We start from the raw sequence: 24,067 nt of genomic DNA, 5'->3' as shown, positions 1-24,067 counted from the left end.
CTGTGGATCACCACCTTCACAGGCGTCGGAGGAGTTTCGCGCACGGTAAAGAGCGCGCTCCCGGACGGGGAAGGGTGAGATCGACACCGGTCGTCGAGTGCGCCGAGCGGTTGCCTGGCTGCGCCGAGTGACTCAGGTCACTCCGGTGACCGGTCGCCGGGAAGCCTGATCAGCCCGGCAGCTCGTGGTAGCGCCCTCGGTAGTGCAGCAGGGGCGTTGCCTCCCCGGTCAGGTCGACCGCCTCGATGGTCGCCTCCACCAACAGGCCCCAGCCGTACTCCCGGGCGGCGTCCAACCGGCATCCCGCCCAACCACCCGCGTCCGCCGGCACCGGCCCGTACGGCGTGTCGATCCACTCGCCGGTCGCGAAGAGGCCGCCCGGGGCGGGAAAGAGGCCGGCGAACCGGTCGGCGAGTTGCCGGTGCGGTGGGCCGAGTGGCGCGACCGCGAACCGCCCCGCCTCTTCGACCGCCGCCCACAGGTCGGACTCCGGGTCGATCAGCCCCAACAGCCGGTCCGGTTCTCCCTCGGCGACCAGTGTGGACGCGACGGTCAGCCCGGCCGGGCCGGGTGCCGTCCAGAGGGTCACCGGCGCGGCGAGCCGACCACGCAGCCGGCGAACCGGCGACCGCTGCCCGCTCGGCACGGCGAACGGGTCGGTGTGATGGATCTCGGCACCCGGCTCATGATTCACGTGAAACATTGTGCCGCCCCGCCCTCGCGCCCAACCCAGGAAGCGCTCGTGCAGGTCACTGGGTCGTCCGTTGAGCTGGGCGAGTTGACTGCCCGCCTCCGCCATCGCGGTGCCCAGGTAGACCAGCAGCGCCAGGCGGTCGTGCCGGTATTCGGCGAGCAGCGCCAGCCGCGCCGGTTGGCAGGGCCAGGGCGCGCCGCAGCCGCGACACCGCCAGAGCGGCCGCATCGGCAGGTGCGGGCGACTCACCACCGCCGTCCGGTCGGCAGCGTCGGCGGGGCCGGTCGGCCGCCGTTCGCCCGCCAGGTCTGCGCCGGGGTCAGCCAACCGGCACGACCCGGTCGCGGCAGGGCCGCCGTCGGCCCCGTCGCCCACGCGGGTCGTTGATCCGGCGGGCCGGCCGGCCGCTCCGGCCCGGTCGCGCCCGGCACCGCCGCCGGTGCCGCCATCTTCCTTCTCCGGTACGACCACCGCGCCCCGTTCCTGCCGCCTATGAACCCGAACACGGCTGATCTCCCTCCGGTTGACGGGGGCCGCCCCGATCGGGGGATGACCGGGACGGCCCGAACGCAGGACCGGACGCCGGGACGTCGCCTCCACCGACCGGGCCGCGTGCAATCCACCCTGGACCGAGAGGCGCGGACAGGGGAGGATGCCAGGGCTTACTACGCAGCGGGGTCACGTACTTACCGGAGAGGTAAGGATGAACGTCGAGATGTGGGTACGGGCGTTGAAGGCCGCCCGAGCGGGTGCCGACATGTCCCAGGAGGCATTGGCGACCGTCACCAGATGGAGTCCGTCCACGGTGGCGGCCATCGAGACCGGCCGGCGTCGGCCGACAATGGAGTTCGCGGTCGCCGCGGACGAGGCCCTAGCCACCGGCGGCCTCCTCGCCGAACTCCTCAAGGCTGCGGACCAGGATCGCGGTCCATCCTGGTTCGTCCCGTGGCGGGGATATGAGCAGCAGGCGACCCGCCTACGAGCCTTCGAGGCATGCCTCGTGCCTGGCCTCCTTCAGACCGAGGAGTACGCCCGCGCCGTTATCTCGGCCGGTGGACTGCACCCGCCGGCTCTGGTCGACGAACTTGTTGCGGTTCGTTTGGAACGTCAGCTGCTGCTGTCCCGTGATGTGCCGCCGTATTGCGTCTTCCTCGTGGACGAGATGGGTCTTCACCGCCCGGTGGGCGGCCCTGACGTGTTCAATGCCCAGTTGGGCCGACTACTCGAGGCAGCAGATCTGCCGTTCGTTCGGCTGCACGTCATCCCCCTGAGTGTCGGTGAGCACGTCGGCTTTGGCGGTGGGTTCGTGTTCGCCGAACTGCCCGACGGAGACAGGGTGCTCTACCTGGAGAATGCCGCCCGTGGACACGTCATGGATGACCCCGAAACCATCCGCTTGATTGATCGCAAATGGGATAGTCTGCTCGGCGAATCGCTCTCCACGAGCGCCTCTGTGGATCTGATCCGGAAGCTGAAGGTGACGCCATGACGATGAACGAGCCGCGTTGGCGCACGTCCACCCGGTCGACCGACTCCGGCGGCAACTGCGTCGAGGTGGCAGACAATCTGCCCGGCGTCGTCCTGGTCCGGGACAGCAAGGACCGCTCGGGCCCGACCCTCACCTTCGCCCCGGCCGCGTGGCGTGGCTTCATCGCCGACGCCGCTCAGGTTCCCACTCGACGCGACGCTTAGCGGCGGGGCCTACCTCGCCGGCGGTATCGGCGGTTCCTCACGCTGGGACGCCGGGGTTGGTGCGGGCGTCGGAGAGGTCGCGGGCCTCGTGGCCCGCGGTCGACAGCAGGCGCAGCCCTCGCCCGAGCACCTTCTCGTGGGGCAGAGGGCCGAGGTGCGCGAGTCGTAGCCGACGCTGTCGCCGATGACGACGATCGTCCCGGGCGGAACTGTCGCCCCGGCACCGACGACACCTTCAGGCAGCGGGTCACCGGGAATTGCTGCCACCCGTTTGACCAGCCACCGTGCCAGCATGTCGGACCGCTGCTCGGGCATCGCGGACCACTGATGGTCGTAGCCGGGTGCCTCGAACACCACGATGTCCCCGACGGTGACCTGGTTGCCGGCACATCTGCGGACCAGCAGCAGGTCGCCATGTCGCAGGCTCGGTTCCATGCTCTGCCCTGACACGCGTACCGCCACCTGCCGGCGACGAAGGCCGCGCAGTGCCAGTGCGCCGCCGGCTGAGACGACAACCGCGGCCAGTACGCCGATCCACAAAGCGGGCATGGCTCCTCCTGTGCTCATCCGGCATGCGTCTCGGTGTGCTGGTAGCCCTCGGCCTGCATCCGGAACAGCTCGGCATAGCAGCCGTCGGCGTCGATAAGTGCCGAGTGGGTGCCGCGCTCGACGACCTGGCCCGCATCGAGCACCACGATCTCGTCGGCGTCGCGCACAGTGTTGAGGCGGTGGGAGATCAGGATGCTCGTACGACCATGGCGGTGCTCGGCCAGTTGACGGTGGATGCGCTGCTCAGCCATCGCGTCGAGCCCGGAACTCGGCTCGTCAAGGATGAGCAGGTCGCGCTGCCCGCGCAGCAGCGCCCGGGCGAGCGCCAGCCGCTGCCACTGGCCGCCGGACAACAGAACACCCTGTTCCTGGGCGGTGTCGTAGTCCACGAAGGTCCGGGACAGCAGTGTGTCCGCCCCTCGGGGAGCGCCTTCAGCACGTCCAGGATCTCCGCCTGCCCGGCTGCGGCGTTAAGCCGCTCCTCGCTGAGGTCGACCTCGTCGCGTCCGTCGACGTCCCCGAGCGCGATGTTCTCGCGTGCGGTCAGCTCGTAGCACATGAAGTCCTGGAAGACCGCTCCGATGCGCTGGCGTAGTTCGTCGATCGGGATGTCGCGCAGGTCGATGCCGTCCCAGTAGATGGCACCCCGCGTGGGGTCGTAGAACCGGCAGAGCAGTTTGATCAGCGTGCTCTTCCCCGACCCGTTCTGCCCGACCAGGGCGAGGGAGCGACCGGTCGGGATGGTGAGCGTGACTCCGCGCAGCGCCCAGGGGTGCTCGTCGTCGTAGCGGAACCACACGTCGTCGAGTTCGATGCCGCTCCTGGTGCCGGGGAGGGCTCGCCCGAGCACCCGGGGTTCGGTGGCCGGCGATTCGGCGATCAGGTCGCGGTAGTGGGTCGTCAACAGATTGGCGTGGTGCCCGGACGCGATATATCCGACGAGCGCCGCCAGTGAGGACTGCGTACCCCCGGCGACTATGACCAAGGCGCCGATGTCACCCGGACTGAGTCGACCGGCAGCCGCCGCCAGCAGTGCCCAGCAGAGCGTGCCTCCCAGGAGCCCTGCGGAGAGCATCGCCAGCGCTGACTGCACCATCAGCTCCCGGCGGTCGGTGCGCCGTCGGGCACGATTGCTGCTTGTGAGTTCGGCGAGCATGCGATGCCGAAAGAGCCGGTGGGCGCCGAACAACCGGCTCTCCTTGGCGGCGCTGAGACTCGTCATCAGGTCGGTGAAGAACGCCTCACGCCGCTCCGCCGGGCTGATCTGCCACATCATGTCCATCCGGCGCCCACTGAGCTTCAGTTCCGCGATGAGCGCCGGCACCGCGGCGGCGACCAGAACGCCGGCAAGCCACGGTTGGATCGCGATGACGGTGGCGAGCATCCCGCCCAGGGTGACGACAGTCCGTCCCCCGGCGATGAGGCTTTCGACCACTTGCGCCGGGCCGCTCTGGCTGGCCTGTTCGGCCAGACGAAGACGGTCCCGAAAGCTGGGCTTCTCCAGGGTGGAGAGCATCTGGAGTCGGGCCAGGGCGGCGTAGAGATTCGCCTTGGCCAGAACAGCGACGGCCCGCCGGAGTTCCGCCTGGAGGAACCGGTGCAGGGGCGCGGCGGAGGCGGCGACGAACGTGATCACCGCGAACGCGACAGCCAGTGCCTCCAGTCCGCCCCGCCCCGGTTCGGAGAGCCGGTCCAACGCCAGTTTCACCAGCCACGCGGAGCCCACCGGCAGGAGTCCGGTGACGAGTTCGAGGACCGCGAGGCCGGCCAGTGGGCCACGGGCAGCGGTCCAGGTGAGGCGCAGGGCGGTGATGGAGCCCCCGCGTTTCGGACGAGTTGGCATGGACTCTCCAGTAGAGAGAGCAGGGCCCGGCGGCCGGAAGGCCGCCGAGCCCTGACCCGGGGTCAGCAGGTGCCGGCGGGACCACACGGGTTGCAGACCCAGTAGTAGCCCCCGGCTCCGTCCGGGCACTTCTGGCAGACCCGCTTGTAGGCGATGCCGCCGCTGCAGTAGCAGTACAGGGTGTCTCGGACGCAGGCTGCCTCTGCGGTGACGCCCGGAACGAACCAGGCCAGCATGCGGTCAGCGGCTCTGTTGATCAGTTTCATTCGCCCTCCAATGGGTGGTGGATGCCGGCGTCTGTGGTGCTACCGGTGGCCGACCCGCGCGGCTGCAGCCGACACCGGAGCGATGCCCGACTACGTCCGGGTGAGGGTGGGTGCGATGAACTGTTGAATGTCCTGCACGTTCGCGGACACCACTCCGTCGCGGACGGAGACCATTGTCGGCAGGCGGTCCACACCCATGGCGGAGCTCACCGGACCCATCGGGGACTCGACCACGACCCGCCCGGCGCGCTCCGCGAGCTCGATGAACCGGGCCCGTTCGGCGAGGTCGCGCCCGTCGTCGTCGATGACGACCAGGACCCGGTCCGGACCGGCCGCCGCGACCAGGTCGACGAACCGGGGCAGGTGCTCGACGCAGGGTGCGCAGCCGGTGGAGAAGAAACCGAGATAGGTCTCTCCGCTCGCCGCGAAGTCCTCTGTGATCGGCTCGCCGGTCAACGTACGTGCCGTGAAGGACGGCAGGCGTTCCCCGACGGACGGACGAGCCGGTCCGAGGGAGTCCGCTGGCGTGCTCACCGCTAGTTGCTCGGTCAGTGCGCGGAGTCGACGGATGACGCCGAAGAGCAAGAGCAGATTGAGGCAGCCGAGGGCTCCGACCACCACGACCGCGGTAAACAGGACGTCGTTCACGTTCGTTTCCTCCGTTGGGGAACGGCCCTGCCGGGCATCGGATCGGCGAAGACTGCGACGAAGTCGACGAAGAACACGACAAGGAGCGCGCCGGCCACGGCGGCGATGACGCTGGTCGCGACCTCGGCGGACGACGAGGCACCGAACGGCGGAGCGGCGAGACCGGTCACGGCGACGGCCAGCAGCAGCGCGTCCCGGCCCAGATGGACCGGACTGAGCAGGCGGCGGGAGGCGCCGAAACAGTGGCAGGCGACCGGTATCCCTCGACGCACTGTCAGCCCCGTGACGACGAGGAATCCCGTGATCAGCACGGCGGCGAGAGCGAAGCCGGCGGTCGAGGTGCCGGGAAAGAGGAGCAGGAGTACCACGAGGACCTCGCTGGCGGCCACGACGACAGCCAGTGGCCCGACCAGGCCGGCCGGCAGCAGCCGCATGGCCGCCAGCATCGAACGGAAGCCGGCCCGCTCCGGCGCGCTGCGCAGCTTCACGGCGGCGGCGGCGAAGACGAGCCCGAGCAGGATCCGGGCGGTCAGTTCCGCATACCGCACGAGCAACTCCTCCCCCTGAACCGACGGGTGCGACACGGAGTCTGGAGGAGCCCTGTTGGTTAATTGTTGTCGATGTGTTGTCGTCGCGGGCAGGAAAATGTCGCCTGCCGTAGCTGCTTGCGATCAGTGGCGCCGACATTCATGATCGTCAAGTGCGTCGAATCATCTGGGCCCAGTTGCGACGCCGGGCCGGCCGGACTCTGGCCATGTTCTTCGCGATCGTCACGGCGACGATCGGATTCGTCGTACTCACGGGCAACACCCGGACGTCTCAACTGACCGTCGCCGGTGAGGTGAATGCTCACTTCCGCGGCTCGTACGACATCCTGGTCCGTCCCACGGGGAGCAGATCGGCCCTCGAATCGGATCGAGGGCTGTTACGGCCCAACTTCCTGTCGAGCCGGTACGGCGGCATCACCCTCGATCAGTGGCGCGGGATCACCAAGGTCCGAGATGTCGAGGTCGCGGCGCCGATCGGCAATCTCGGGTATTCCCCGTTCTTCGCCGGGCGCCGTTTCGACCTCACCGCACTTGTCGACCGCAGCGCCACCCGGCAACTGATCCGGCAGCGCCGGGTGTGGAGCGCCGACCGCGGCCTCACCGTCGCGGAGGAGTCACCGGAACTCGTCTACGTCACTAAACGGCCGGTCATCCGGCCGGTGGACGAGGACCCGGTGAACGGCACACAGAAATACGCCGACGGCCGGACCCGGCGCAACCCGTGCCCGGACGGCATCCCTCCGCCCGTGCTGGAGGTGCGGGAGGACGGCGACGAGGTGCCCCTGTGTCTGGCCAGCGGGGAGGGGACGCGACGGCGGCCGGCACTGGTCGTCGAGCTCGACGCGGATGGTCTCTTCCACTACCCCTCCTCCACGCCGGGTCAGCCGTCCCCTCGTCTCGACCCCCTGGCCCTGGTGATGATGTCCTACTCGGTGGCGGCGATCGACCCGGATTCCGAGGCGAAGCTCGTGGGGCTCGACTCGGCCATGACGTTCGGCCGGTACCTGGAACCGGACCGGTCCGGTGGCGAACGACGCCGGTTCGACGGCCCGGTCAACCTGGTGCCCGCCATCGGCACCGCAGCACCGCAGATCGACGAAAAGGTGTTCGTCCGCGCGGAGCGGGTGACCGCCGACCCCAGCGCCGGGGACCTCGGCCGGTTGGCGGAGCTGGCGGATGCCGCCCCCGCGGAGGCCCGGCTGGACACCCCGCCGGTGGATTCGGTGGACGCCCAGCAGTCCGCCCGAACCGACGGCACACTCTATTTCGCGGGTGGGTTGTTGAGCCGGATCGGTCGGTCGGGTGCCGTGGAATACCAGGTGGACCCGGATGGCACTCTTCGACCCGAGCCGCGACGGCCCGCCGGTGCGGCCTGGACCGAACCTGTGGGTGCCCCACCCCAGTTGTGGAACGACACGGCGCTACGCGAGACCACAATGATCCGTTCTGGTGACCGGGCGGGCGCCAATCAGATGGGCGTCGGGCTCGACCCGATCGGCTTCTTCGACCCGACCCGGCTCACCCAGCGGGACCCGCTCGCGGAGACACCGATGGAGACGTACGACGCGAACGTGCTCAGGGGCGCCCGGACGGTGGACCGGGAGTTGCTGGGTGACCAGCCGCTGTCGCCAAACAGCAACCCCGGCGGGTACCACAGCCCGCCGCCGGCGTTCCTCGTCTCGCTCAACTCGCTGGCCGCGTTGACCGGGGAAACCGCGCCGATCAGCGCTGTGCGGGTCCGGGTCGCCGGCATCGACGGGTTCAACTCGGTCAGCCGGGAACGTGTCCGTCGGGTGGCCGACGACATCAGCCGGGCGACCGGGCTGGACGTGGAGGTGACGCTTGGTGCGTCGCCGTCCGCGCAGACAGTCGTCCTGCCGGCTGGCCGGTACGGTCGGCCCGAGCTGCGCCTGAGCGAGGGTTGGACCCGCAAGGGCGTGTCGGCAACGATCGCTGAGGCGGTGGACCGCAAGAGTCTGGTGCTGTTCGGGCTCATCCTGGTCGTTTGCGTCCTCTTCCTGGTCAACGCGGTGAGCGCCGCAGTGCGCGAGCGGCATCGGGAGCTTGCGCTCCTTTCCTGTCTGGGCTGGAGCCGGGCGCGGCTGGTCGCGTTACTGACCGGCGAGACGATGCTTCTCGGTGTGCTGGCCGGCGCGGTGAGCAGCGTGCTGGCGGTGCCGCTCGGGCTTCGCATCGGCACCGACGTCGGCTGGGACAGAGCGCTCTGGGCCATTCCGGTGGCGGGCGCGGTGGCACTTGTCGCAGGGCTCGTTCCCGCTTGGCGGGCATCCGCGGCGGCACCGTTTAACGTCGTCCGCCGCAGCGGTCGCAAGGTGACAGTCAAACTCGGCCACGGCCGCGCGGGCGTGCTCCGGCTGGCGATCGCGAACCTGCTCCGGGTGCCGGGCCGCACGGCGTTGGGCTGCGTTGCGCTAGCTGCCGGCGTTGCCGGTCTGACGCTGCTCATGGCGATCGTGTGGACGTTCCAGGGGGCGGTCTCGGGCTCGATCCTCGGAGAGGCGGTATCGCTGCGCGTGCGCGGCGCCGACGTGCTCGCGGTGGTGCTCACCGTACTGCTGGGGTTGATGTCGGTTGTGGATGTCCTCTACCTCAACATCCGCGAGCGTGCGGGTGAGCTGGCGATCCTGCGGGCGTCGGGGTGGTCGCGCTCGTCGGTGCGCCGACTCGTCGGTTACGAGGGCGTCGGCATCGGTGTGCTGGGCGCTCTTGCGGGTGCCGCGACCGGATGTGTCGCCGCGGCGTGGTTCGCCGGCGTGCTCGACGTCCGGCTCCTGTGGACCACGGCGGCGGTCGCGCTGGCGGGCGTGGTGCTCGCCGGTCTGGCGGCCCTGGTGCCGGTGATGTTGCTGGACAGACTGCCGCTCGCTGGGCAACTGTCGGCGGATTGAGCACGCCCCCGGTCAGGGCCGTAGCTCAGGCGCCCGCGCCAGCGTCGACTCCGTGTCTGCGCCTGCGTCTGCGGGTCGCGGCACCTCCAGATCGTCGATCACCCGGCCGTCGCGGAGTCGTAGCAGCCGATCACAGCGGGCGGCGACGTGTTGCTCGTGGGTCGCGATGAGCACTGTCATCCCCCTGCCCGACTGCAGCCGCACCAGCAGATCGAGCACGTCGGTGCCGGCTGAAGAGTCGAGGTTGCCGGTGGGCTCGTCGGCGAGCAGCAGTGCCGGCTCGTTGATCAGTGCACGTGCGATGGCGACCCGTTGTTGCTGCCCGCCGGACAGTTGGCTGGGCAGGGAGCGTTCCCGGTCGGCCAGCCCGACCGCGTCGAGCAGTTCGCGCGCGCGTGCCACCTTGTTGAATGTGGTGCGGTACGGCATGACGGGCGCGAGTACGTTGTCCAGTGCGGTGAGGACGGGCAGCAAATGATACTGCTGAAAGACGAATCCGACCGTCCGCCGGTAACGAACCAACTCTTTCTGGCGTAACGCCGTAATATCCTGACCGCCCACCAGAACAGCGCCGGAGTCGGGCACGTCAACGCCGCCAATGAGATGCAGGAGTGTCGACTTGCCGGATCCTGACGCCCCGACCACCGCTGTCATTGTGCCCGCCGTGAACCGGGCACTGACATCATCTACGGCAGCAATCGTCGAGCCACCTGACCGGTAGCGACGACAAACCCGGTCCAGTTCGATCTCGACGCCTGCCACGCTGTGCCCCCATTCGTGCCTGCCCACGGATAGCCCGTGCGAGATGCGTAACCGTCGAGCGGAATCCACGCGACAAACTGTCGACAGCTATCACGATATTCACCTATGCGTCGATATTAGGATTAATAGAGTGCCGTTACAAGATGATCCGGGCGAATATCTAATTCGTTGTTCATCGATCCACGGGGGATGCGGATGGAGCTACGACTGCTGGGTCCTGTCGAGTTGGCGGTGGGGCACCAGGTCTTCGACGTCGGCCCGCCGCAGCGGCGCATCGTGCTCGCCGCGCTCGGCATGACCCCCGCCGCCAGGGTCTCCACCGACCAACTAGTGGATCGGGTGTGGGGCGATCAGCCCCCGGCGCAGGCGCGTCGGGCTCTGCACGCCCATCTGAGCAGGATCCGGCGCATGATGGCCGGCCTCTGCCACCCGACGCAGGAGGACGCCCCTCGTCTGATCCGCCGGGCGGACGGTTACCTGCTGCACCTGGACGCGGACCGGGTCGACGTGCATCGCCTCCGACGGTTGGCGTCGACGGCTCGGAGCCTCTCCGACCGGGATCCGGCGAAGCTCTCCGCGCTACGGTCCCTGGTCGCTATCAGTGACGAGGGTCTGCTCGTCGGCCTCTCCAGCGATTGGGCGAGCCAGGTCCGGGAGAACTGGCGACTTGAACGCCTGCGCCTGCTTGAGATGTGGGCGCGGGCCGAGATGGCGCACGGCAACCTTTCCGGCGTCATCACCCGCATGAGCGCGCTTTCACCCGATCACCTCGTTGCGGAACCACTCGCGGCGATCCTGATGCGTGCTCTCGGCCTTGCTGGACAACGGGTCGAAGCGCTGCGGGTCTTCGACTCCGTGCGTCGCCGCCTGGCCGACGAGTTCGGCGTGGAACCCGGCCCGCAGCTCTGGTGTCTGCATTCCGAGTTGGTGCGCAACGACCCGGGTTGCCTCGCAACCTCCTGAGGTCGAGTGGCTGCCCGGCGGGTCAGCGGCGTGGGGTGACCGTTCCGAGTAGCTCGGGCTGACGCCGGTCCAACACGTCGCCGGCCAGGTACGCGCCCAGCAGCGCCCCGCCCAACCCGTACGCGGCGCCGAGCGGGAGGGCCAGCCACAGCCAGGCGTCACCGAGCAGCGCGGCGGCGACCACCATCGGCACAGCCGCGACCGCCGTAACGATCATGGCGACGAAGGTGAGCAGCCCCTTCGTCAGGCCCGCGCCGCTGTTCATCGCGAACGGGTTGCTCGTCTCCGGCAGCGAGTACGCCGCCAGCACCGAGACGAAACTGTTCACCGCCAGCCCGACGCCGTAGGTGGCGGCCAGGCTGCCGGCGGTCAACCCGATCCAGCCCGGTCGACCCAGCACCACCGCCAGCACCACGCCGACGAACGCCAGCAGTGGCAGGACGTACAGCGAGAAGGCCGTCATCCGGGCGCGCAACTCGACCCGGCCGGGCACACCGGCCACCACGTTCGCGGCGTACGCGCTGCCGTCGAAGCCGAACTGGTTTGCCAGCGTGACCGAGGCCAGCACCCCCACGAAGATCATGGAGACGGTGACAAGCACCGGCGAACTGTCGCCGGCACCCATCGTGAAGCCCTCTCCTCCCTCGACCGCGAAGCTCGCGCCACCGAGGTTGATCATCACGGGGACGAAGAGGCCGACCACGGCGATCGTGATCAGGTTGGCGCGACGGCGGGCATCCCGCCACCAGTAACGGGCCTCACGGGCGACCAGGGCACCGAACCGGTTCCGACGGAACGAGCCGGCGACCCGGGGAAACAGTTGCGCGACGGCACCGCCGGTGACAGTGCGCTGAGCGGGGGCCTTACCGGAACTCGCGGCGCCCACCATCGCCGACTCCAACGACCGCGACCACCAGACCAGCAGGGCGCCGATGGCCGCCGCCGTGATCAGCAACTTGACCGGGGCCGCCCACACCCGGCCCTGCGCCACATCGATGCCGGCGGTCCAGGGTGCGCCGAGCGGCGTCCAGCCGAGCACAGTCGCCGCGCCGGTCAGCCGGGTCCAGTCCGCCTCCCGCAACGCGGCGAGGCCGAAGATCTGCAACGGGCCGAGCAGCGCCGCCGTCACCGCCAGGAGCACTGCCGCGAGGTCCCGCACCCGGCGGGACCGCAGCATTGTCGCGAAAGCGCTGGTGACCGCCCGGCTGGCGGCCACACAGAGCAACAGCCCACCGAGTACGCCGAACACGGCCACCAGACCGGCGGACCATCCCCCCAGTGCCCACGAGGTCAGCACCAGCCCCGACGACGCGATCAACACCGCCAGCACCGGAACGCTCACCAGCGCGGCGGCCAGGAGACCGGCGACCAGCGTGCGACGGGGCAGCGGCAACAACGCGAACCGGGCCGGGTCGAGCGTTTCGTCGACCCCGAAGAAGACCAGCGGCAGCAGCAGCCAACCCAGCACCAGCAGTCCACCGCCGGCCGCCGCGACCAGCACCGCGTACCTGCCGTTGTCCGTCATGCCCGGCGCGGCGAACAGGAAGAAACCGCTTGCGGCGAACCAGAGCCCGAACAGCGCGCCACCGATGAACAGGGCCACCCGCCAGCCCTGGCCCCGGAAGTTGTTGCCCATCACCCGCAGCTTGAGCCGCACGAAGTGCCGTGCGGATACCGCCCGCACCGGACCCGCGGTTGCGGCGTCGACGCTCACCGGGACAGCCACGACAACTCGTCACCGGTAGCGGTGCGCCCGCCGACCACCTCGACGAATACCTGCTCCAACGAGCGGTCGCCGCGTACGTCCGCGAGCGTTCCGACCCGCTTGATGACGCCCTGGGCGAGGATCGCCACGTGCGAGCACAGCCGCTCGACGACCTCCATCACGTGACTGGAGAAGACGACGGTGCCGCCGCCGGCCGCGTACCGGGTGAGGATGTCCCGGATCAGCGCGGCCGAGACCGGGTCGACGGCCTCGAACGGCTCGTCAAGCACCAGCAGCCGGGGGCCGTGCAGCAGCGCGCAGGCCAGGCCGATCTTCTTCTTCATGCCGGCCGAGTAGTCGACCACGAGCGTCCGGCCGGCGTCGCCGAGCGCCAGCACGTCCAGCAACTCCGCCGCACGCTTGTCGACCACCGCCGGGTCCATCCCCCGCAACAGCCCGTTGTACGCCAGCAGCTCCGCACCGGTCAGCCGGTCGAACAGTCGCACCCCGTCGGGCATGACGCCGAGCAGCCGCTTGGCGGTGACCGGATCGCGCCACACGTCGTGACCGAGCACCCACGCCGAGCCCGCGTCCGGTCGCAGCAGGCCGACCGCCATCGACAGGGTGGTGGTCTTGCCGGCGCCGTTCGGGCCCAGCAGGCCATAGAAGGAGCCGGCGGGGACGTCCAGGTCGACGCCGGCCACCGCGACCGTGCCGTCGAACCGCTTGGCGAGGCCACGCAGCGCGAGGGCGGGGTGCTCAACAGTCATGGGCCGACGTTATCGGGCGACCACCACTTCTGCCGTCCGGCGGCAGGCGGACGCGAGGTCATCCCCGTGGCGGACCAGGATGGCCCGCGTCACAGCCGGAGGGCTTCGGGGGTGTGCAGGCGGAGCATCGTGGCCGCGACGTCGACAGGTGCACGTCGTCGGGTCGCCATCGACACCGCGATCATCACGGTGAAGGCCAACGGCACCGTCCAGGCGGCCGGCTGTGCGATCAGCACGGCGGGCCAACCGGACAGCGGTGGGCCGAGCACTGTGACCAGCACCGCGCTGATCGCCGCGCCCCCGCCGACCAGGACCCCGGCGGCGGCACCCAGATCGGTGAGCCCTCGCCACCAGATGCCCAGCACCAGCAGCGGGCAGAAGCTCGATGCCGCGACCGCGAAGGCCAACCCGACCACCTGGGACACGTCCAGCCCGGAGAGGCGCAGTGCCAGCACCGCAGGCACTGCGCCGGCGATCACGGTGGCCAGCCGGAAGCCCCGTACCGAGCCCTGACCGAGCACGTCCGTCGAGATCACCCCGGCGACGCTTGTCAGCAGCCCGGACGAGGTGGAGAGGAACGCTGCGAACGCGCCCGCCGCGACAAGTGCGGCGAGCAGCCGCCCGGTCAGCCCGTCGCCGAGGGCGGCGCCGGGTAGCAGCACCACGACAGCGTCGGTCTGCCCACTGACGAGCAGTTGCGGGGTGTAGATCCGGCCCAGCACCCCGTACAGGGTGGGCAGCAGGTAGAAGACGCCGACAAGTGCCAGCACCACGAGCGTCGTCCGGCGGGCCGCCGCACCGTCGGGGTTCGTGTAGAAGCGCACCAGGACGTGCGGCAGACCCATGGTGCCCAGGAACGTGGCAAGGATCAGCGAGTACGTGGCGAACAGGCCCCGGTCGTCGTCACCGGCAGCGCTGGGCAGCAGCCAGTCCGCTGCGCCGGTAGCCACCCCGGACACCTGCGGCACCGGGTCACCTGCGGCGAAGGTCAGCTCGTCGCCGGGGCGTACCTCGCGGATGTCGCCACCTGGCATGGTGAGGGTCGCGCGGTGCTCGACCACGACGGTGGTCGCGGTCCGGAACGTCGGCCCGTCGGGCGGCGTCACCGCCGGGCGGCCGTCGGCCTGCCACTGCAACGCCAGGAAGATCACCGGTACGGCCAGAGCTGTCAGCTTGAGCCAGTACTGGAACGCCTGCACGAAGGTGATGGCCCGCATCCCGCCGAGCGCCACGTTGGCGGTGACCACTGCGGCCACCAGCAGGGCACCGACCGGGTACGGGGAGCCGGCGAGCGTGGCAAGCGTGAGGCCCGCCCCCTGAAGCTGCGGCACCAGGTAGAGCCACCCGATGAAGATCACGAAAGCGGTGGCCAGGATGCGCAGCCGCCGTGACCCGAGCCGCAGCTCGCAGAAGTCCGGCAGCGTGAACGCGCCGGAGCGGCGCAGCGGCGCGGCCACGAAGAGCAGCAGGGCCAGGTAGCCGGCGGCGAAACCGACCGGGTACCAGAGGACGTCCACGCCGTACTTGAGGACCAGGCCGGCGACGCCGAGGAAGCTCGCCGCCGACAGGTACTCCCCGCCGATCGCCGCGGCGTTCCAGGTCGGGCTGACCACCCGGGAGGCGACCAGGAAGTCGGAGGTGGTCCGGCCCAGCCGCAGCCCGTAGAAACCGATCCCTAGCGTGACCAGGGTGACCGCGACGATGGCCGGGACCACGTAGTCGTTGCCCACTCAGCGCTCCGGCCGCTGCACCAGGTCGGTGAACTCCTGCTCGTTGCGCTCGGCCAGCCGTACGTACGCCCAGCCCACCGCGATCAGGAACGGGAACGAGGCCACGCCGAGCAGCAGCCAGGGCAGGTTGACGCCTCCCACCGTGGTCCGGCCGAGCGACGGCGCGATGGCGAACAGCCACGGCAGCCCGCCCAGCCCGATGACGACCACAAGCGACAGCCGCAGCGCCAGCGCGAGTTGCGCCCGGACCAGGCCACGGACCAGCGCCTCACCGACCTGGGTCTGCTGGGCCAACTCGGCGCGGGTGTGCTCGGCGCGGCTGTCCCGCCGGGTGATCTCGGCAAGCACGATCCGGGCGCGCTGGGGCGGCGGTGTCGCACCGCCCGACCCCACCTCGGGGAGTTGCTTGGCCACCCCGGCAGTCTTGCCCGCCCGGCGCGAATGTCAAGCGTCACCAGCGCCGCAGACCGGGACAGTCCACCAGGCTGCCGGTGACCGGCATCGGGCCGAGTACCCGCCGGGCCTCCTCCCGGCCGAGGTTCGTCGCCCAGAAGCCGTCCTGGGGCAGTTCGGCGGCGATCTGCCCCAGCGCGCACGTCCGCATCGGCTCGGGCAGCCGGTCCAGAGCCGGTACGGCGTCGGCGGAGAGCCCGGACAGGTAGCTGACGTCCAGGCGGCCGGTCTCCAGATAACGGTCGACGTTCCGGTCGGCGATCAGCCGATCCGGGTTGACCAGAGCCAGCCCGAGCAGCGCCAGCACCGCCGTGCCGATCACCAGTCGGGGCAGCCAGTCCGCCCGCAGTCGGGCCACTGCCACCGCCACCAGGACGAAGAGCAGCCCGAGCCACAGCTCGACGGTCGCCACGAACAACCTCAGCCGGGTGGCGCCGTACGCGTCGGCGTAGACCTGCATCCGATAGAGCGCCGAGGCGACGACGACCAGGCTGAGCACTGTGAGCGCGCCGAGGAGCACGCGGACCAGAATCCGGTCGGCGCGGGTCGCCTTCGGTGCCCGGCGGGCCGCGACCGCGATCACCAGCAGGGTGAGGGCGGTGACGGCGAGCAGTTGCCAGAAACCGCCGCGGGCGTACTCGGCGTAGGTGAGCCCTGCCGTGCGCAGCACGTGCCCCGCGCCGCCGAAGAACACAGTCAACTGCACAAGGACGAACACCGTGAACAGGGCGTCGAGCAGCACCAGCGGCAGGATCCACTCCAGCCGGTGCGCCGGCCGACCCGGCGTCGCGCGCAGGCTGGCCAGGTCGGGCGGGCGGTTGACCAGGTACGCGCCGGCCAGCAGGCCCATGCCGACAATCCCCAGCCGCATCAGCCAATTGAACAGACCGGCAAACGAGATGTCCGGCAGGAGGCCGCTCACCAGGTCGGCGAAGACCGCGTCCGCGGATGCGAAGAGCAGGCCGAACAGCGTCAGGAGACCGGCCGAGACCGCGAGGCTCGTGATGATCCGGCCGATCCCGGGCCCGACCGGGCCGGTGCGGTGCAATCCGCGTACCGCCCAGGGCATCGCCCGTACCGCGGCGGCGGGCGGCAGCGTCGCGGCCACAAGCATCCCGAGAGGGGTCCGTCCGCCGGTGACCGCGAGCGTCGCGGTCACCGCGGCGGCGAGCAGGCAGAGCACGAACAGCCAGCCGGCGGCCCGGACCGTGCCCACGGCGACAAGCGCGACCGTCGCGGCGGCCCAGGCGGCCTGCGCCGCCCGCCCCGGTGCCCCCGTGGCATCGGGACGGGCGGTCGCTACCGCCGGAGCGGCTGCCGCTGCCGTGGACGGACTCGGCGTGGTCGCTGCGGGCCGTGCGGTGGTCGGGGCCGCCGGCGGCGTGGCCGCCGCTGGCGTCGGCGTGACTGCCGGCGGTGGCGCGGTGGTCGGTGCGGCCGTCTCGGTGGGCTCCGGTTCGGACCGTGCGGCGGTCGACGCTTCCGGTGACGTCGCGGCGGTCGCAGCCGGCTTCGAGTCGGCCGGCGGTGCGACCGGCGTGGCGGTGGAGGCGGCGGCGGGCGACGGCGTCCCCGGCGGGAGACCGGAGGCAGATGGGGCGGCGGGCGGCGCCGTGGCCGGCGTGGGACCGGAGGTAGACGTGGCGGCGGGCGACGGCGTCACCGGCGTGGGACCGGCGGCGGTGGGGGCGGACGCAGCAGCGGGCGGCGGCGCTTGCCGGGCGGCGGGTGCGTCGCCGGGCGAGGTCTGTCCGGTGCTTCCCGCTGGCGACGACGTGCCCGGCCGGACGGCGCCCGCGACGGCGAGCGCGGCCGTGGCCGCCAGCGCGGCCACCAGCCAGCCGAGGCCGGGACGGACCACCGTCAGCGTCGAGGCACCGAGTGCTGCCGCCACCGCCAGCACGGTCAGGAGCAGCGGGTGCGGGGCGCGGGACGGACCCGGCCAGTGCTTGTCGACGAACGACGGCTGCCGTGGTGGGAGGGGCGGGGCGGGCCAGGGCCGGGACTGGCCAGCTGTCGGCGGGCTCGCCGGGCCGGGACCGAACCAGGGCTGGCCCGGGGCGGGCGGCCGTCCGACCGGTCCGGTCGCCGGAGCGGACGTACTGCCGGGGCTGGTCATGCGGCCTCTTCTCGAAGTGATCCGTTGCTCGGGATGGTGACCTGGATGTGGCAGCCGGGTGCGGTGCCCCTGGGTGTTCCGGCGGGGTCGAGAACGCGGATCTGGCCGCCGTGGAGTTCCACGACCCACCGGGCGATGGCAAGGCCCAGCCCGGTCCCACCGCCGGCCGCCCGGTCGCCGCGGGTGAACCGCTCGAACACCCGGGACCGTTCGGCCGACGGGATGCCCTGCCCCTCGTCACTCACCTCGAAGTGGAGTTGGCCGGCGTGCTCGTCGGCGCTCACCCGTACGGTGCCGCCGGGCGGGCTGTGCCGCGCCGCGTTGTCCAGCAGGTTCGCGAACACCTGGTGCAGCCGCCACGGGTCCGCGTGCACGGTCAGCGGCGCCGCCAGCTCGCCGAGCCGGAAGTGCACGTCCAGCCCTGCGCCGGCCGCGCTGGCGGTGGCGTGCTCCACCGCCTCGTCGAGGAAGTCCCCCACGTCGATGCGGACCCGGCGCAACGGCACCACCCCGGCGTCGAGGCGGGACAGGTCGAGCAGGTCGGCCACGAGGTGGCCCAGACGCTGGGTCTGCGACAGCGCCGCGCGCAGCGCCGCCGGTTCGGGCTCGGCCACCCCGTCCACCATGTTCTCCAGAACGCCCTGCAACGCGGTGATCGGCGTACGCAGCTCGTGGGAGACGTTCGCGATCAGCTCGCGTCTGCGCTGGTCCGCGGCGTGCAGGTCCTCGGCCATCTTGTTGAACGCCTGGGCCAGCTCACCGACCTCGTCGCGGGACGTGGCGCGTACCCGTCGGGTGTAGTCGCCCCGGGCCATCGCCCCGGCGGCGGCTGTCATCTCGCGCAGCGGCGAGGTCATCCCGTGGGCGAGCACCTGGGAGGTGACAAGCGCGATGCAGATGACAGTGATCGACGTGCCCGGTGGGAGCCAGCCGATGCCGTACCAGAAGTAGCCGATGGCCACGGCCCAGGAGGCGACAAGCAGGACGCCGAGCTTCATCTTGATCGAGCGGACCGGATCCAGCGGGCGGGGGAGCACCCGATCCAGCCAGTCATGCACCCGATCCAGCCGGCTGATCACGCGGGCACCTCCAGGGCGTACCCGACGCCGTGGACGGTTCGGATCAGGTCGGCGCCGAGCTTGCGGCGCAACGCCTTGACGTGGCTGTCAACGGTGCGGGTGCCGCTGCCGTCGGCCCATCCCCAGACCTCGGCGAGCAGTCGTTCCCGGGGAAGGACCGTGCGCGGTCGTCCCGCGAGATGCACAAGGAGGTCGAACTCGGTGGGCGTCAGGTGGACGTCCGCGCCGGACCGGCGTACCCGCCGCTCGGCTTCGTTGATCTCGATGTCGCCGAGGCGGATGGCCGGTGGGGCGGGGGCGGCGGCCCGTTCCACACGGCGCAGCAGCACGTGCACCCGGGCGGCCAACTCGCGCATCGAGAACGGCTTGGTGAGGTAGTCGTCAGCGCCGACCGCGAGCCCGACCAACAGGTCGGTCTCGTCGTCGCGGGCGGTGAGCATCAGCACCGGCACCGGCCGGACGGCCTGGATCCGCCTGCACACCTCCAGGCCGTCGAAGCCGGGCAGCATCACGTCGAGTACGACGAGGTCGGGCTGTCCGGCCCGGAACCGCTCGACAGCGCTGGGGCCGTCCCCGGCGATCTCCACCAGGAAACCTTCGGCGCGGAGTCGGGCGGCGACCGACTCGGCGATGGTGCGTTCGTCCTCGACCACCAGGACGCGGCGTTCCTTCATGGGCTCTGACTGTAGGGAGCCGCCGTGGAGATCAGTGGGTCGCGTTGTGAATAACCTGTGGAGAACGGCTCACCCCTGTGGATAACTCCAGGGGTGAGCCGATCGGCCGGCCCAACCGCAGGTCAGTCCAGGCCGACGCGCTCCGGACGAGCCGAGGCGGAGCCGAGCCAGGTGTGCGGGTTGCCGTACCAGCACCAGCCCAACTTCGGCGCGCCCTGACTGATCCACAGCGCAGGCACCCGCTTGTCGCCGCAGCGGGAGCCGACAAGCGAGAAGCACTTGTTGCTTGCCAGCGCCGCCGGGTGCAGCGTGATGAAGGCGAGCCCCTCATCGATCGTGAGCGGCAGCCGGCCCTGTGCGGTCATCCCGTCCAGCGCCGCGGCCGGCGCGAGGTTGCGGAACTCCTCGCCCCGGTCGACGTCGAAGAGCAGGTACGCCGGCCCGGCCGGCACCTCCAGTTCCTTGATCGGGTTGAAGCGCGGCAGGTCGTCCTCCGCGTAGTTGTGGTCGACGAAGCCGGGCTTGCGCTTGCCGACAACCGTGGTGAGTTCGAGGCGGGCCTCCACAGCGATCAGGTCCCTGGTGATGACAAGCAGGAACGGCACCCGGGCGTCGGTGGGCGCCGGCAGGCCCTGGGCGCCCTTGACGGCCTGGGCCCGCAGCGGGGCGACCAGGTCGCGGAAGGCGCTCTCCGGCAGCCCGGCCAGGGCCGGGTAGCCCAGCTCCACGAGCCGGTCGAGTTGGCGGTCGAATTCGGTTTCGACGTCGAACAGAGTCTCGGTCACGGCAGCCTCCCGGAAGTCGTACGACCTAGCGTACAACGTACGGGATGGGTTCTGTCATTCCCGAATCAGCGACTCCAGTCCTGCTTGGCCGCCCTGACCAGCTTGTCCTTCAGCTCCCGGGTGTGCCGCCGGCTCACCGGCAGCTCGGTGGAGTCGACAACCACCACGTAACCGGAGTTGACAAGGCGCAGCTCGGCGATCAACTTCAACTGCACGAGGTACGACCGGTGGACGCGTACGAAGCCCGCATCGGCCCACCGCTCCGCGAGCGTGGCAAGCGACACCCGCACCAGGTGTGACCCCTCCGCTGTGTGCAGCCGGGCGTAGTCCCCCTGCGCCTCCACCCAGCGCACCGCCGACCGGGGCAGCATGCGGGTGGTGCCGGCCAGCTCGATGGGGATCGTCGGATCCTCCTCGGCGCGGGCAAGCGCCGCCGGATGCGACGGCACCACCCGTGAGCCGATCACCCGGCGCAGGGACTCGGCCAGCCGCTCGGCGCGTACCGGCTTGCGGACGTAGTCGGTGGCACCCAGGTCGAACGCGTCCACAGCGCCGTCGTCGTACGCGGTGACGAACACGATCGCCGGTGGCCGGGCGAACCGACGCAGCACCCGTGCCAGCTCCATGCCGTCCAGACCGGGCATCCGGATGTCCAGGAAGACCACGTCGACGTCACCGTCGCGGAGCAACCGCAGCGCCTCGGTGGCGTCCCCGGCGGTGTGCAGCCGGGCCACCCGAGGGTCGGCCCGCAGGTGGTACGCCAACTCGTCGAGCGCAGGCGGCTCGTCGTCCACCGCCAGGACCCGCAGGAACCCAGAGGTCACGAGCCGGCCCGTACACCTGGATGGAACTTCGGCACCCGCATGCTCACCTTCGTGCCCGACCCCAGTCCCGTCTCGACGACCAGGCCGAAGCGGTCCCCGAAGACCGACCGCAGCCGCTCGTCGACGTTGGAGAGGCCGACGTGCTGGCCCGTGTCGTCGCCCGGGTCGGCGGTGGCGCGGGCCAGCTCGGCGATGCCGGCGGTCAGCGCGGTCGGATCCATTCCCACCCCGTCGTCCTCCACGGTTATGTGGCACTCGGCGCCCGCGTCCCGGGCCTCGATGCTCACCATGCCCGTGCCCGGCTTACGGGACAACCCGTGGCGAACCGCGTTCTCCACCAACGGCTGGAGGCAGAGGAACGGCAGCGTCACCGGCAGCACCTCCGGGGCGATCTGCAACCGCACCTGCAACCGGTCGCCGAAGCGCGCCCGCTCGATCGTCAGATACCTGTCGATCGACCGCAACTCCTCGGCGAGGGTGGTGAACTCCCCGTGCGCCCGGAACGAGTACCTGGTGAACTCCGCGAACTCAAGGATCAGCTCCCGCGCTCGCTCGGGGTCGGTACGGACGAACGAGCCGATAGCCGTAAGCGCGTTGTAGATGAAGTGCGGGCTGATCTGCGCCCGCAGGGCACGGATCTCGGCCCGCGCCAGCCGCTCCCGCGAGGAGTCCAGCTCGGCAAGCGCGAGCTGGTTACCAGCCCAGTGGGCGGTCTCCAGGGTGGCCTGCACCAACCCGGGCGCCGGTGGGCTGTCGGAGATCGCCAGCAGCGCACCGACCACCCGGCCGTCCGGCCCGTGCAGCGGCGCCACCACCGCCCCCCGGATCGGGCAGTCGACCCGGTCGCACCGCAGGTCGGCCTCCCCGAGCACCGTCGAACGCCCCGTGGCCACCGACCGCTGGGCCGCCGCGAGCAGTTGCTCGCCGTGGTGCGTGCCACGCCCGTCGAGGGCGAGCACCTGCTCGGCGTCGGTGAGAGCCAGCCCGGCCGCCCCCACCAGGGCCCGCAGATGGCGTACGGCCTTCGCCGCGCCGGCCGCGCTCAGCCCCGCCCGCAGCGGCTCGGCGGCCAACCCGGCGGTGTGCAGCACCTCGTAGGTCGCCCGCTGGGTGGCTGTGGCGATGCCGCGTCGGGCGCGCAGCCGCAACACCGCCAGCAGGGCAGCGGTGAGCGCGGTGACCAGTGAGACGACGCCGACGACGGCGGAGAGGTTGCCACCCACGCAGCGATCCTGGCCCCTCCGGCCCGACAGGCCAAGCCCTAGTACGCGCCCTTGCGGGCGAGCACCACCCCGACGGTGCGCCAGAGGATGCTCAGGTCGTACGCCAGCGACCAGTTGTCGACGTAGTAGAGGTCGAGCCGGACAGCCTCGTCCCAGGACAGGTCGGAGCGACCGGAGACCTGCCACAGGCCGGTCATGCCGGGACGGACCAGCAACCGGCGCCGTACGTCGCCGAGGAAGTCGCCGTCGTCGGCTGGCAGCGGACGGGGCCCGACAAGCGACATCTCGCCCCAGAGCACGTTGATCAACTGCGGCAGTTCGTCGAGCGAGGACGCCCGCAGGAAGCGACCCACCGGGAAGACCCGGGGATCCTCCTTCATCTTGAACAGCATGCCGTCGGTCTCGTTCTGGTCGGTCAGGCTGGCCAGGCGGTCCTCGGCGTCGACGTACATGGTCCGGAACTTCCACACCCGGAACGTGCGCCCCTCGTGCCCCACCCGGGGCTGGCGGAAGAAGACCGGCCCGGGGTCGGAGATCCGGATCGCCACGGCGATGGCGACGAAGAGCGGGACCAGCAGTAGCAGGCCGAGGCCGGCGGCAACCCGGTCCATGAGGTTCTTGGCCAGCAGCGCCGGCCCGGACAGGGTCGGCTCCTCGACGTGCAGCAGCGGCAGGCCCTCGATGGGCCTGATGTGCACGCGGGGGCCGGCGATGTCGGTCAACTGCGGGGCGACCACCAGGTCGACGCCGGAGCCCTCCAACTGCCAGGCCAGCCGGCGCAACTCGCCCGGCTCGGCACTTGCCGACCCGCAGACCGCGATGGTGTCCCCGCCGACCTCCCGGACCAGGGCCAGGACGTCGCGCCCGGCGTGCACAGGCACCGGCGTGGGCATCCCGCGCGCCGCCGCGTACCCGTCGGTGATGTGGATTGCGACCGGCACCAGCCCGGCGGCCGGGCTGCGGGTGACAGCCGCGTACACCTCCAGGCACTCCGGCAGGGTGCCGACCAGCACCATCCGGTGGGCGGCCTGACCGGCCCGCCGACGGATGTTGTGCAGCGCCCAGCGGGCCACGAAACGGCCCCACAGGATCAGCAGGAGCGCCCCGAGCAGCGCCGTGCCGACCGTCCACCGCGACAGCGCGGTCTTGGTGGCGAAGGCCAGGAAGGAGACGCTGGCCGCGACGGTGACGGCGGCTCGGATGACCCGTTTGAACTCGTCCGGCCCGAGCCCCAGATAGCGCCGGTCATAGGCCCGGTTGCTCCAGAGGATGACCACCCAGCCCAGCGGCAGCAGCAGGTAGGAGACGGTGTGGAACCAGGTCGGATCCTGGTGGGTGCCGGAAAAACCGGAGGCGGCCTGGTCGAACAGTTGGATCGCGATCCAACTGGCGAACGCCGCCGAGCCGAAGTCCAGCAGCAGCAGGATCGCGATGTAGGGGCGGTGCCAACGAGAGACACGACGGCGCGCCCTGGTCCACGCCGACCGAGGGACGCCGTTGTGTGACGGCGGCGTCGGCGGCTGGATCTCGAAGCTGTCGACGTGCCGCACGAGTCTGCTCCGGCCTTCGTTGGTTACCGGGCGCTGGAGGCTTGTCGTCACCTCACCCATGTCCTCCCGCATGACACGTGCCGCTCACTCGCCGTGAGGGCCCGGGTCGCCCACCGTCCCAGTCTCCCACGCGGACTCCGACCGGTCGCCGCCCCGAAAGAGATTGGCGACCGATGGTGACGGTGGGATCTGGCCGGCTCCGCACCATTTCAGAAGCCGGGGACCGGGCCACTATACCGATGGATACGCGTGTGGCGAGAACGGTGGACCGGAGCTTTCAG

Annotated in this window: 22 protein-coding genes and 2 pseudogenes; 4 read left to right on the top strand and 20 right to left on the bottom strand. The window is 70.8% G+C overall.

Annotation, left to right across the window (positions count from 1 at the left end; translation table 11 throughout):
• Window positions 1-169: 169 nt before the first annotated feature.
• Window positions 170-922, bottom strand: coding sequence for a flavin reductase family protein (locus ACLQ23_RS11280; RefSeq protein WP_355588421.1), 753 nt, complete (start codon window positions 920-922; stop codon window positions 170-172).
• A gap of 475 nt (window positions 923-1,397) precedes the next feature.
• Between ACLQ23_RS11280 and ACLQ23_RS11275 the strand changes: the two genes are divergently transcribed.
• Both ACLQ23_RS11275 and ACLQ23_RS11270 read left to right on the top strand, forming a co-directional pair.
• Window positions 1,398-2,183, top strand: a complete 786-nt coding sequence (locus tag ACLQ23_RS11275; RefSeq protein WP_355587275.1) for a helix-turn-helix domain-containing protein — start codon at window positions 1,398-1,400, stop codon at window positions 2,181-2,183.
• The gene (locus ACLQ23_RS11270; RefSeq protein WP_355587273.1) at window positions 2,180-2,386 is read left to right on the top strand and encodes a DUF397 domain-containing protein; all 207 of its coding nucleotides are present in this window, start codon (window positions 2,180-2,182) and stop codon (window positions 2,384-2,386) included. The genes ACLQ23_RS11275 and ACLQ23_RS11270 overlap by 4 nt, the downstream gene beginning before the upstream one ends.
• 9 nt (window positions 2,387-2,395) lie before the next feature.
• Here ACLQ23_RS11270 and ACLQ23_RS11265 read toward each other — a convergent pair whose 3' ends face one another.
• The 7 genes and pseudogenes from ACLQ23_RS11265 to ACLQ23_RS11235 all read right to left on the bottom strand — a co-directional run bounded on the left by ACLQ23_RS11265 (window position 2,396) and on the right by ACLQ23_RS11235 (window position 6,240).
• Window positions 2,396-2,935 (bottom strand): S24/S26 family peptidase, encoded by a 540-nt coding sequence (locus ACLQ23_RS11265; RefSeq protein WP_355587271.1) that lies wholly within the window; start codon window positions 2,933-2,935, stop codon window positions 2,396-2,398.
• A 14-nt stretch (window positions 2,936-2,949) separates the two neighbouring features.
• Window positions 2,950-3,186 (bottom strand): hypothetical protein, encoded by a 237-nt coding sequence (locus ACLQ23_RS11260; protein ID WP_425880687.1) that lies wholly within the window; start codon window positions 3,184-3,186, stop codon window positions 2,950-2,952.
• Between the two features lie 72 nt (window positions 3,187-3,258).
• A pseudogene (locus ACLQ23_RS11255) lies at window positions 3,259-3,324 on the bottom strand (hypothetical protein); the annotation flags it as partial.
• A 71-nt stretch (window positions 3,325-3,395) separates the two neighbouring features.
• Window positions 3,396-4,010: pseudogene (locus tag ACLQ23_RS11250) on the bottom strand (ATP-binding cassette domain-containing protein); the annotation flags it as partial.
• 830 nt (window positions 4,011-4,840) lie between these two features.
• Window positions 4,841-5,044 carry a hypothetical protein gene (locus ACLQ23_RS11245; protein ID WP_355587269.1) on the bottom strand — a complete coding sequence of 68 codons (204 nt, stop codon included), beginning with the start codon at window positions 5,042-5,044 and terminating at the stop codon, window positions 4,841-4,843.
• Window positions 5,045-5,134: 90 nt separating this feature from the next.
• Window positions 5,135-5,692 (bottom strand): TlpA family protein disulfide reductase, encoded by a 558-nt coding sequence (locus tag ACLQ23_RS11240; protein WP_355587267.1) that lies wholly within the window; start codon window positions 5,690-5,692, stop codon window positions 5,135-5,137.
• Window positions 5,689-6,240 (bottom strand): MauE/DoxX family redox-associated membrane protein, encoded by a 552-nt coding sequence (locus ACLQ23_RS11235; protein ID WP_355587264.1) that lies wholly within the window; start codon window positions 6,238-6,240, stop codon window positions 5,689-5,691. The genes ACLQ23_RS11240 and ACLQ23_RS11235 overlap by 4 nt, the downstream gene beginning before the upstream one ends.
• A gap of 152 nt (window positions 6,241-6,392) precedes the next feature.
• Here ACLQ23_RS11235 and ACLQ23_RS11230 point away from each other — a divergent pair, with 152 nt between their 5' ends.
• Window positions 6,393-9,149: an ABC transporter permease gene (locus ACLQ23_RS11230; protein WP_355587262.1), complete on the top strand. Its 2,757-nt coding sequence runs from the start codon at window positions 6,393-6,395 to the stop codon at window positions 9,147-9,149.
• A 12-nt stretch (window positions 9,150-9,161) separates the two neighbouring features.
• Here the strand turns inward: ACLQ23_RS11230 and ACLQ23_RS11225 are convergent, their stop codons facing one another.
• Entirely contained in the window at window positions 9,162-9,911 is a 750-nt protein-coding gene (locus tag ACLQ23_RS11225) for an ABC transporter ATP-binding protein (protein ID WP_355587260.1), read from the bottom strand.
• Window positions 9,912-10,106: 195 nt separating this feature from the next.
• Here ACLQ23_RS11225 and ACLQ23_RS11220 point away from each other — a divergent pair, with 195 nt between their 5' ends.
• Window positions 10,107-10,874 (top strand): AfsR/SARP family transcriptional regulator, encoded by a 768-nt coding sequence (locus ACLQ23_RS11220; protein ID WP_355587258.1) that lies wholly within the window; start codon window positions 10,107-10,109, stop codon window positions 10,872-10,874.
• Window positions 10,875-10,896: 22 nt separating this feature from the next.
• On the opposite strand, the gene ACLQ23_RS11215 is transcribed toward ACLQ23_RS11220, so the two are convergent.
• The 11 genes from ACLQ23_RS11215 to ACLQ23_RS11165 form a co-directional block, all read right to left on the bottom strand.
• Entirely contained in the window at window positions 10,897-12,600 is a 1,704-nt protein-coding gene (locus tag ACLQ23_RS11215) for an ABC transporter permease (protein WP_355587256.1), read from the bottom strand.
• On the bottom strand, window positions 12,585-13,349 hold the full coding sequence (locus ACLQ23_RS11210) for an ABC transporter ATP-binding protein (protein ID WP_355587253.1): 765 nt from the start codon (window positions 13,347-13,349) through the stop codon (window positions 12,585-12,587). The genes ACLQ23_RS11215 and ACLQ23_RS11210 overlap by 16 nt, the downstream gene beginning before the upstream one ends.
• 89 nt (window positions 13,350-13,438) lie before the next feature.
• The gene (locus ACLQ23_RS11205) at window positions 13,439-15,079 is read right to left on the bottom strand and encodes a cation acetate symporter (RefSeq protein ID WP_355587250.1); all 1,641 of its coding nucleotides are present in this window, start codon (window positions 15,077-15,079) and stop codon (window positions 13,439-13,441) included.
• Entirely contained in the window at window positions 15,080-15,493 is a 414-nt protein-coding gene (locus tag ACLQ23_RS11200) for a hypothetical protein (protein ID WP_355587247.1), read from the bottom strand.
• 37 nt (window positions 15,494-15,530) lie between these two features.
• The gene (locus ACLQ23_RS11195) at window positions 15,531-17,651 is read right to left on the bottom strand and encodes a DUF4153 domain-containing protein (RefSeq protein ID WP_355587246.1); all 2,121 of its coding nucleotides are present in this window, start codon (window positions 17,649-17,651) and stop codon (window positions 15,531-15,533) included.
• Window positions 17,648-18,727 carry a sensor histidine kinase gene (locus ACLQ23_RS11190; RefSeq protein WP_355588419.1) on the bottom strand — a complete coding sequence of 360 codons (1,080 nt, stop codon included), beginning with the start codon at window positions 18,725-18,727 and terminating at the stop codon, window positions 17,648-17,650. The genes ACLQ23_RS11195 and ACLQ23_RS11190 overlap by 4 nt, the downstream gene beginning before the upstream one ends.
• Window positions 18,727-19,404 (bottom strand): response regulator transcription factor, encoded by a 678-nt coding sequence (locus ACLQ23_RS11185; RefSeq protein WP_355587244.1) that lies wholly within the window; start codon window positions 19,402-19,404, stop codon window positions 18,727-18,729. Before ACLQ23_RS11185 ends, ACLQ23_RS11190 begins: the two co-directional genes overlap by 1 nt.
• Window positions 19,405-19,526: 122 nt before the next feature.
• On the bottom strand, window positions 19,527-20,189 hold the full coding sequence (locus tag ACLQ23_RS11180; protein WP_355587241.1) for a DUF5701 family protein: 663 nt from the start codon (window positions 20,187-20,189) through the stop codon (window positions 19,527-19,529).
• Between the two features lie 65 nt (window positions 20,190-20,254).
• A complete protein-coding gene (locus ACLQ23_RS11175) occupies window positions 20,255-21,013 on the bottom strand; it encodes a LytR/AlgR family response regulator transcription factor (RefSeq protein WP_355587240.1) in 759 nt (252 codons plus the stop codon).
• The gene (locus ACLQ23_RS11170; protein ID WP_355628436.1) at window positions 21,010-22,236 is read right to left on the bottom strand and encodes a sensor histidine kinase; all 1,227 of its coding nucleotides are present in this window, start codon (window positions 22,234-22,236) and stop codon (window positions 21,010-21,012) included. Before ACLQ23_RS11170 ends, ACLQ23_RS11175 begins: the two co-directional genes overlap by 4 nt.
• A gap of 38 nt (window positions 22,237-22,274) precedes the next feature.
• Window positions 22,275-23,846 carry a sugar transferase gene (locus tag ACLQ23_RS11165; protein WP_355588417.1) on the bottom strand — a complete coding sequence of 524 codons (1,572 nt, stop codon included), beginning with the start codon at window positions 23,844-23,846 and terminating at the stop codon, window positions 22,275-22,277.
• Between the last annotated feature and the right edge of the window lie 221 nt (window positions 23,847-24,067).

This window comes from Micromonospora sp. DT41, assembly GCF_049841715.1.
Taxonomy (GTDB): domain Bacteria; phylum Actinomycetota; class Actinomycetes; order Mycobacteriales; family Micromonosporaceae; genus Micromonospora; species Micromonospora profundi.
Note: the sequence above shows the minus strand (reverse complement) of the source record. Positions and strands in the feature narration are given on the sequence as shown.

Bases quoted from the DNA above. Each gene is read 5' to 3' on its own strand.
- ACLQ23_RS11280 (WP_355588421.1), bottom strand. From the start codon at position 922: ATGCGGCCGCTCTGGCGGTGTCGCGGCTGCGGCGCGCCCTGGCCCTGC.
- ACLQ23_RS11275 (WP_355587275.1), top strand. From the start codon at position 1,398: ATGAACGTCGAGATGTGGGTACGGGCGTTGAAGGCCGCCCGAGCGGGT.
- ACLQ23_RS11270 (WP_355587273.1), top strand. From the start codon at position 2,180: ATGACGATGAACGAGCCGCGTTGGCGCACGTCCACCCGGTCGACCGAC.
- ACLQ23_RS11265 (WP_355587271.1), bottom strand. From the start codon at position 2,935: ATGCCCGCTTTGTGGATCGGCGTACTGGCCGCGGTTGTCGTCTCAGCC.
- ACLQ23_RS11260 (WP_425880687.1), bottom strand. From the start codon at position 3,186: ATGGCTGAGCAGCGCATCCACCGTCAACTGGCCGAGCACCGCCATGGT.
- ACLQ23_RS11245 (WP_355587269.1), bottom strand. From the start codon at position 5,044: ATGAAACTGATCAACAGAGCCGCTGACCGCATGCTGGCCTGGTTCGTT.
- ACLQ23_RS11220 (WP_355587258.1), top strand. From the start codon at position 10,107: ATGGAGCTACGACTGCTGGGTCCTGTCGAGTTGGCGGTGGGGCACCAG.
- ACLQ23_RS11210 (WP_355587253.1), bottom strand. From the start codon at position 13,349: ATGACTGTTGAGCACCCCGCCCTCGCGCTGCGTGGCCTCGCCAAGCGG.
- ACLQ23_RS11195 (WP_355587246.1), bottom strand. From the start codon at position 17,651: ATGACCAGCCCCGGCAGTACGTCCGCTCCGGCGACCGGACCGGTCGGA.
- ACLQ23_RS11185 (WP_355587244.1), bottom strand. From the start codon at position 19,404: ATGAAGGAACGCCGCGTCCTGGTGGTCGAGGACGAACGCACCATCGCC.
- ACLQ23_RS11165 (WP_355588417.1), bottom strand. From the start codon at position 23,846: ATGGGTGAGGTGACGACAAGCCTCCAGCGCCCGGTAACCAACGAAGGC.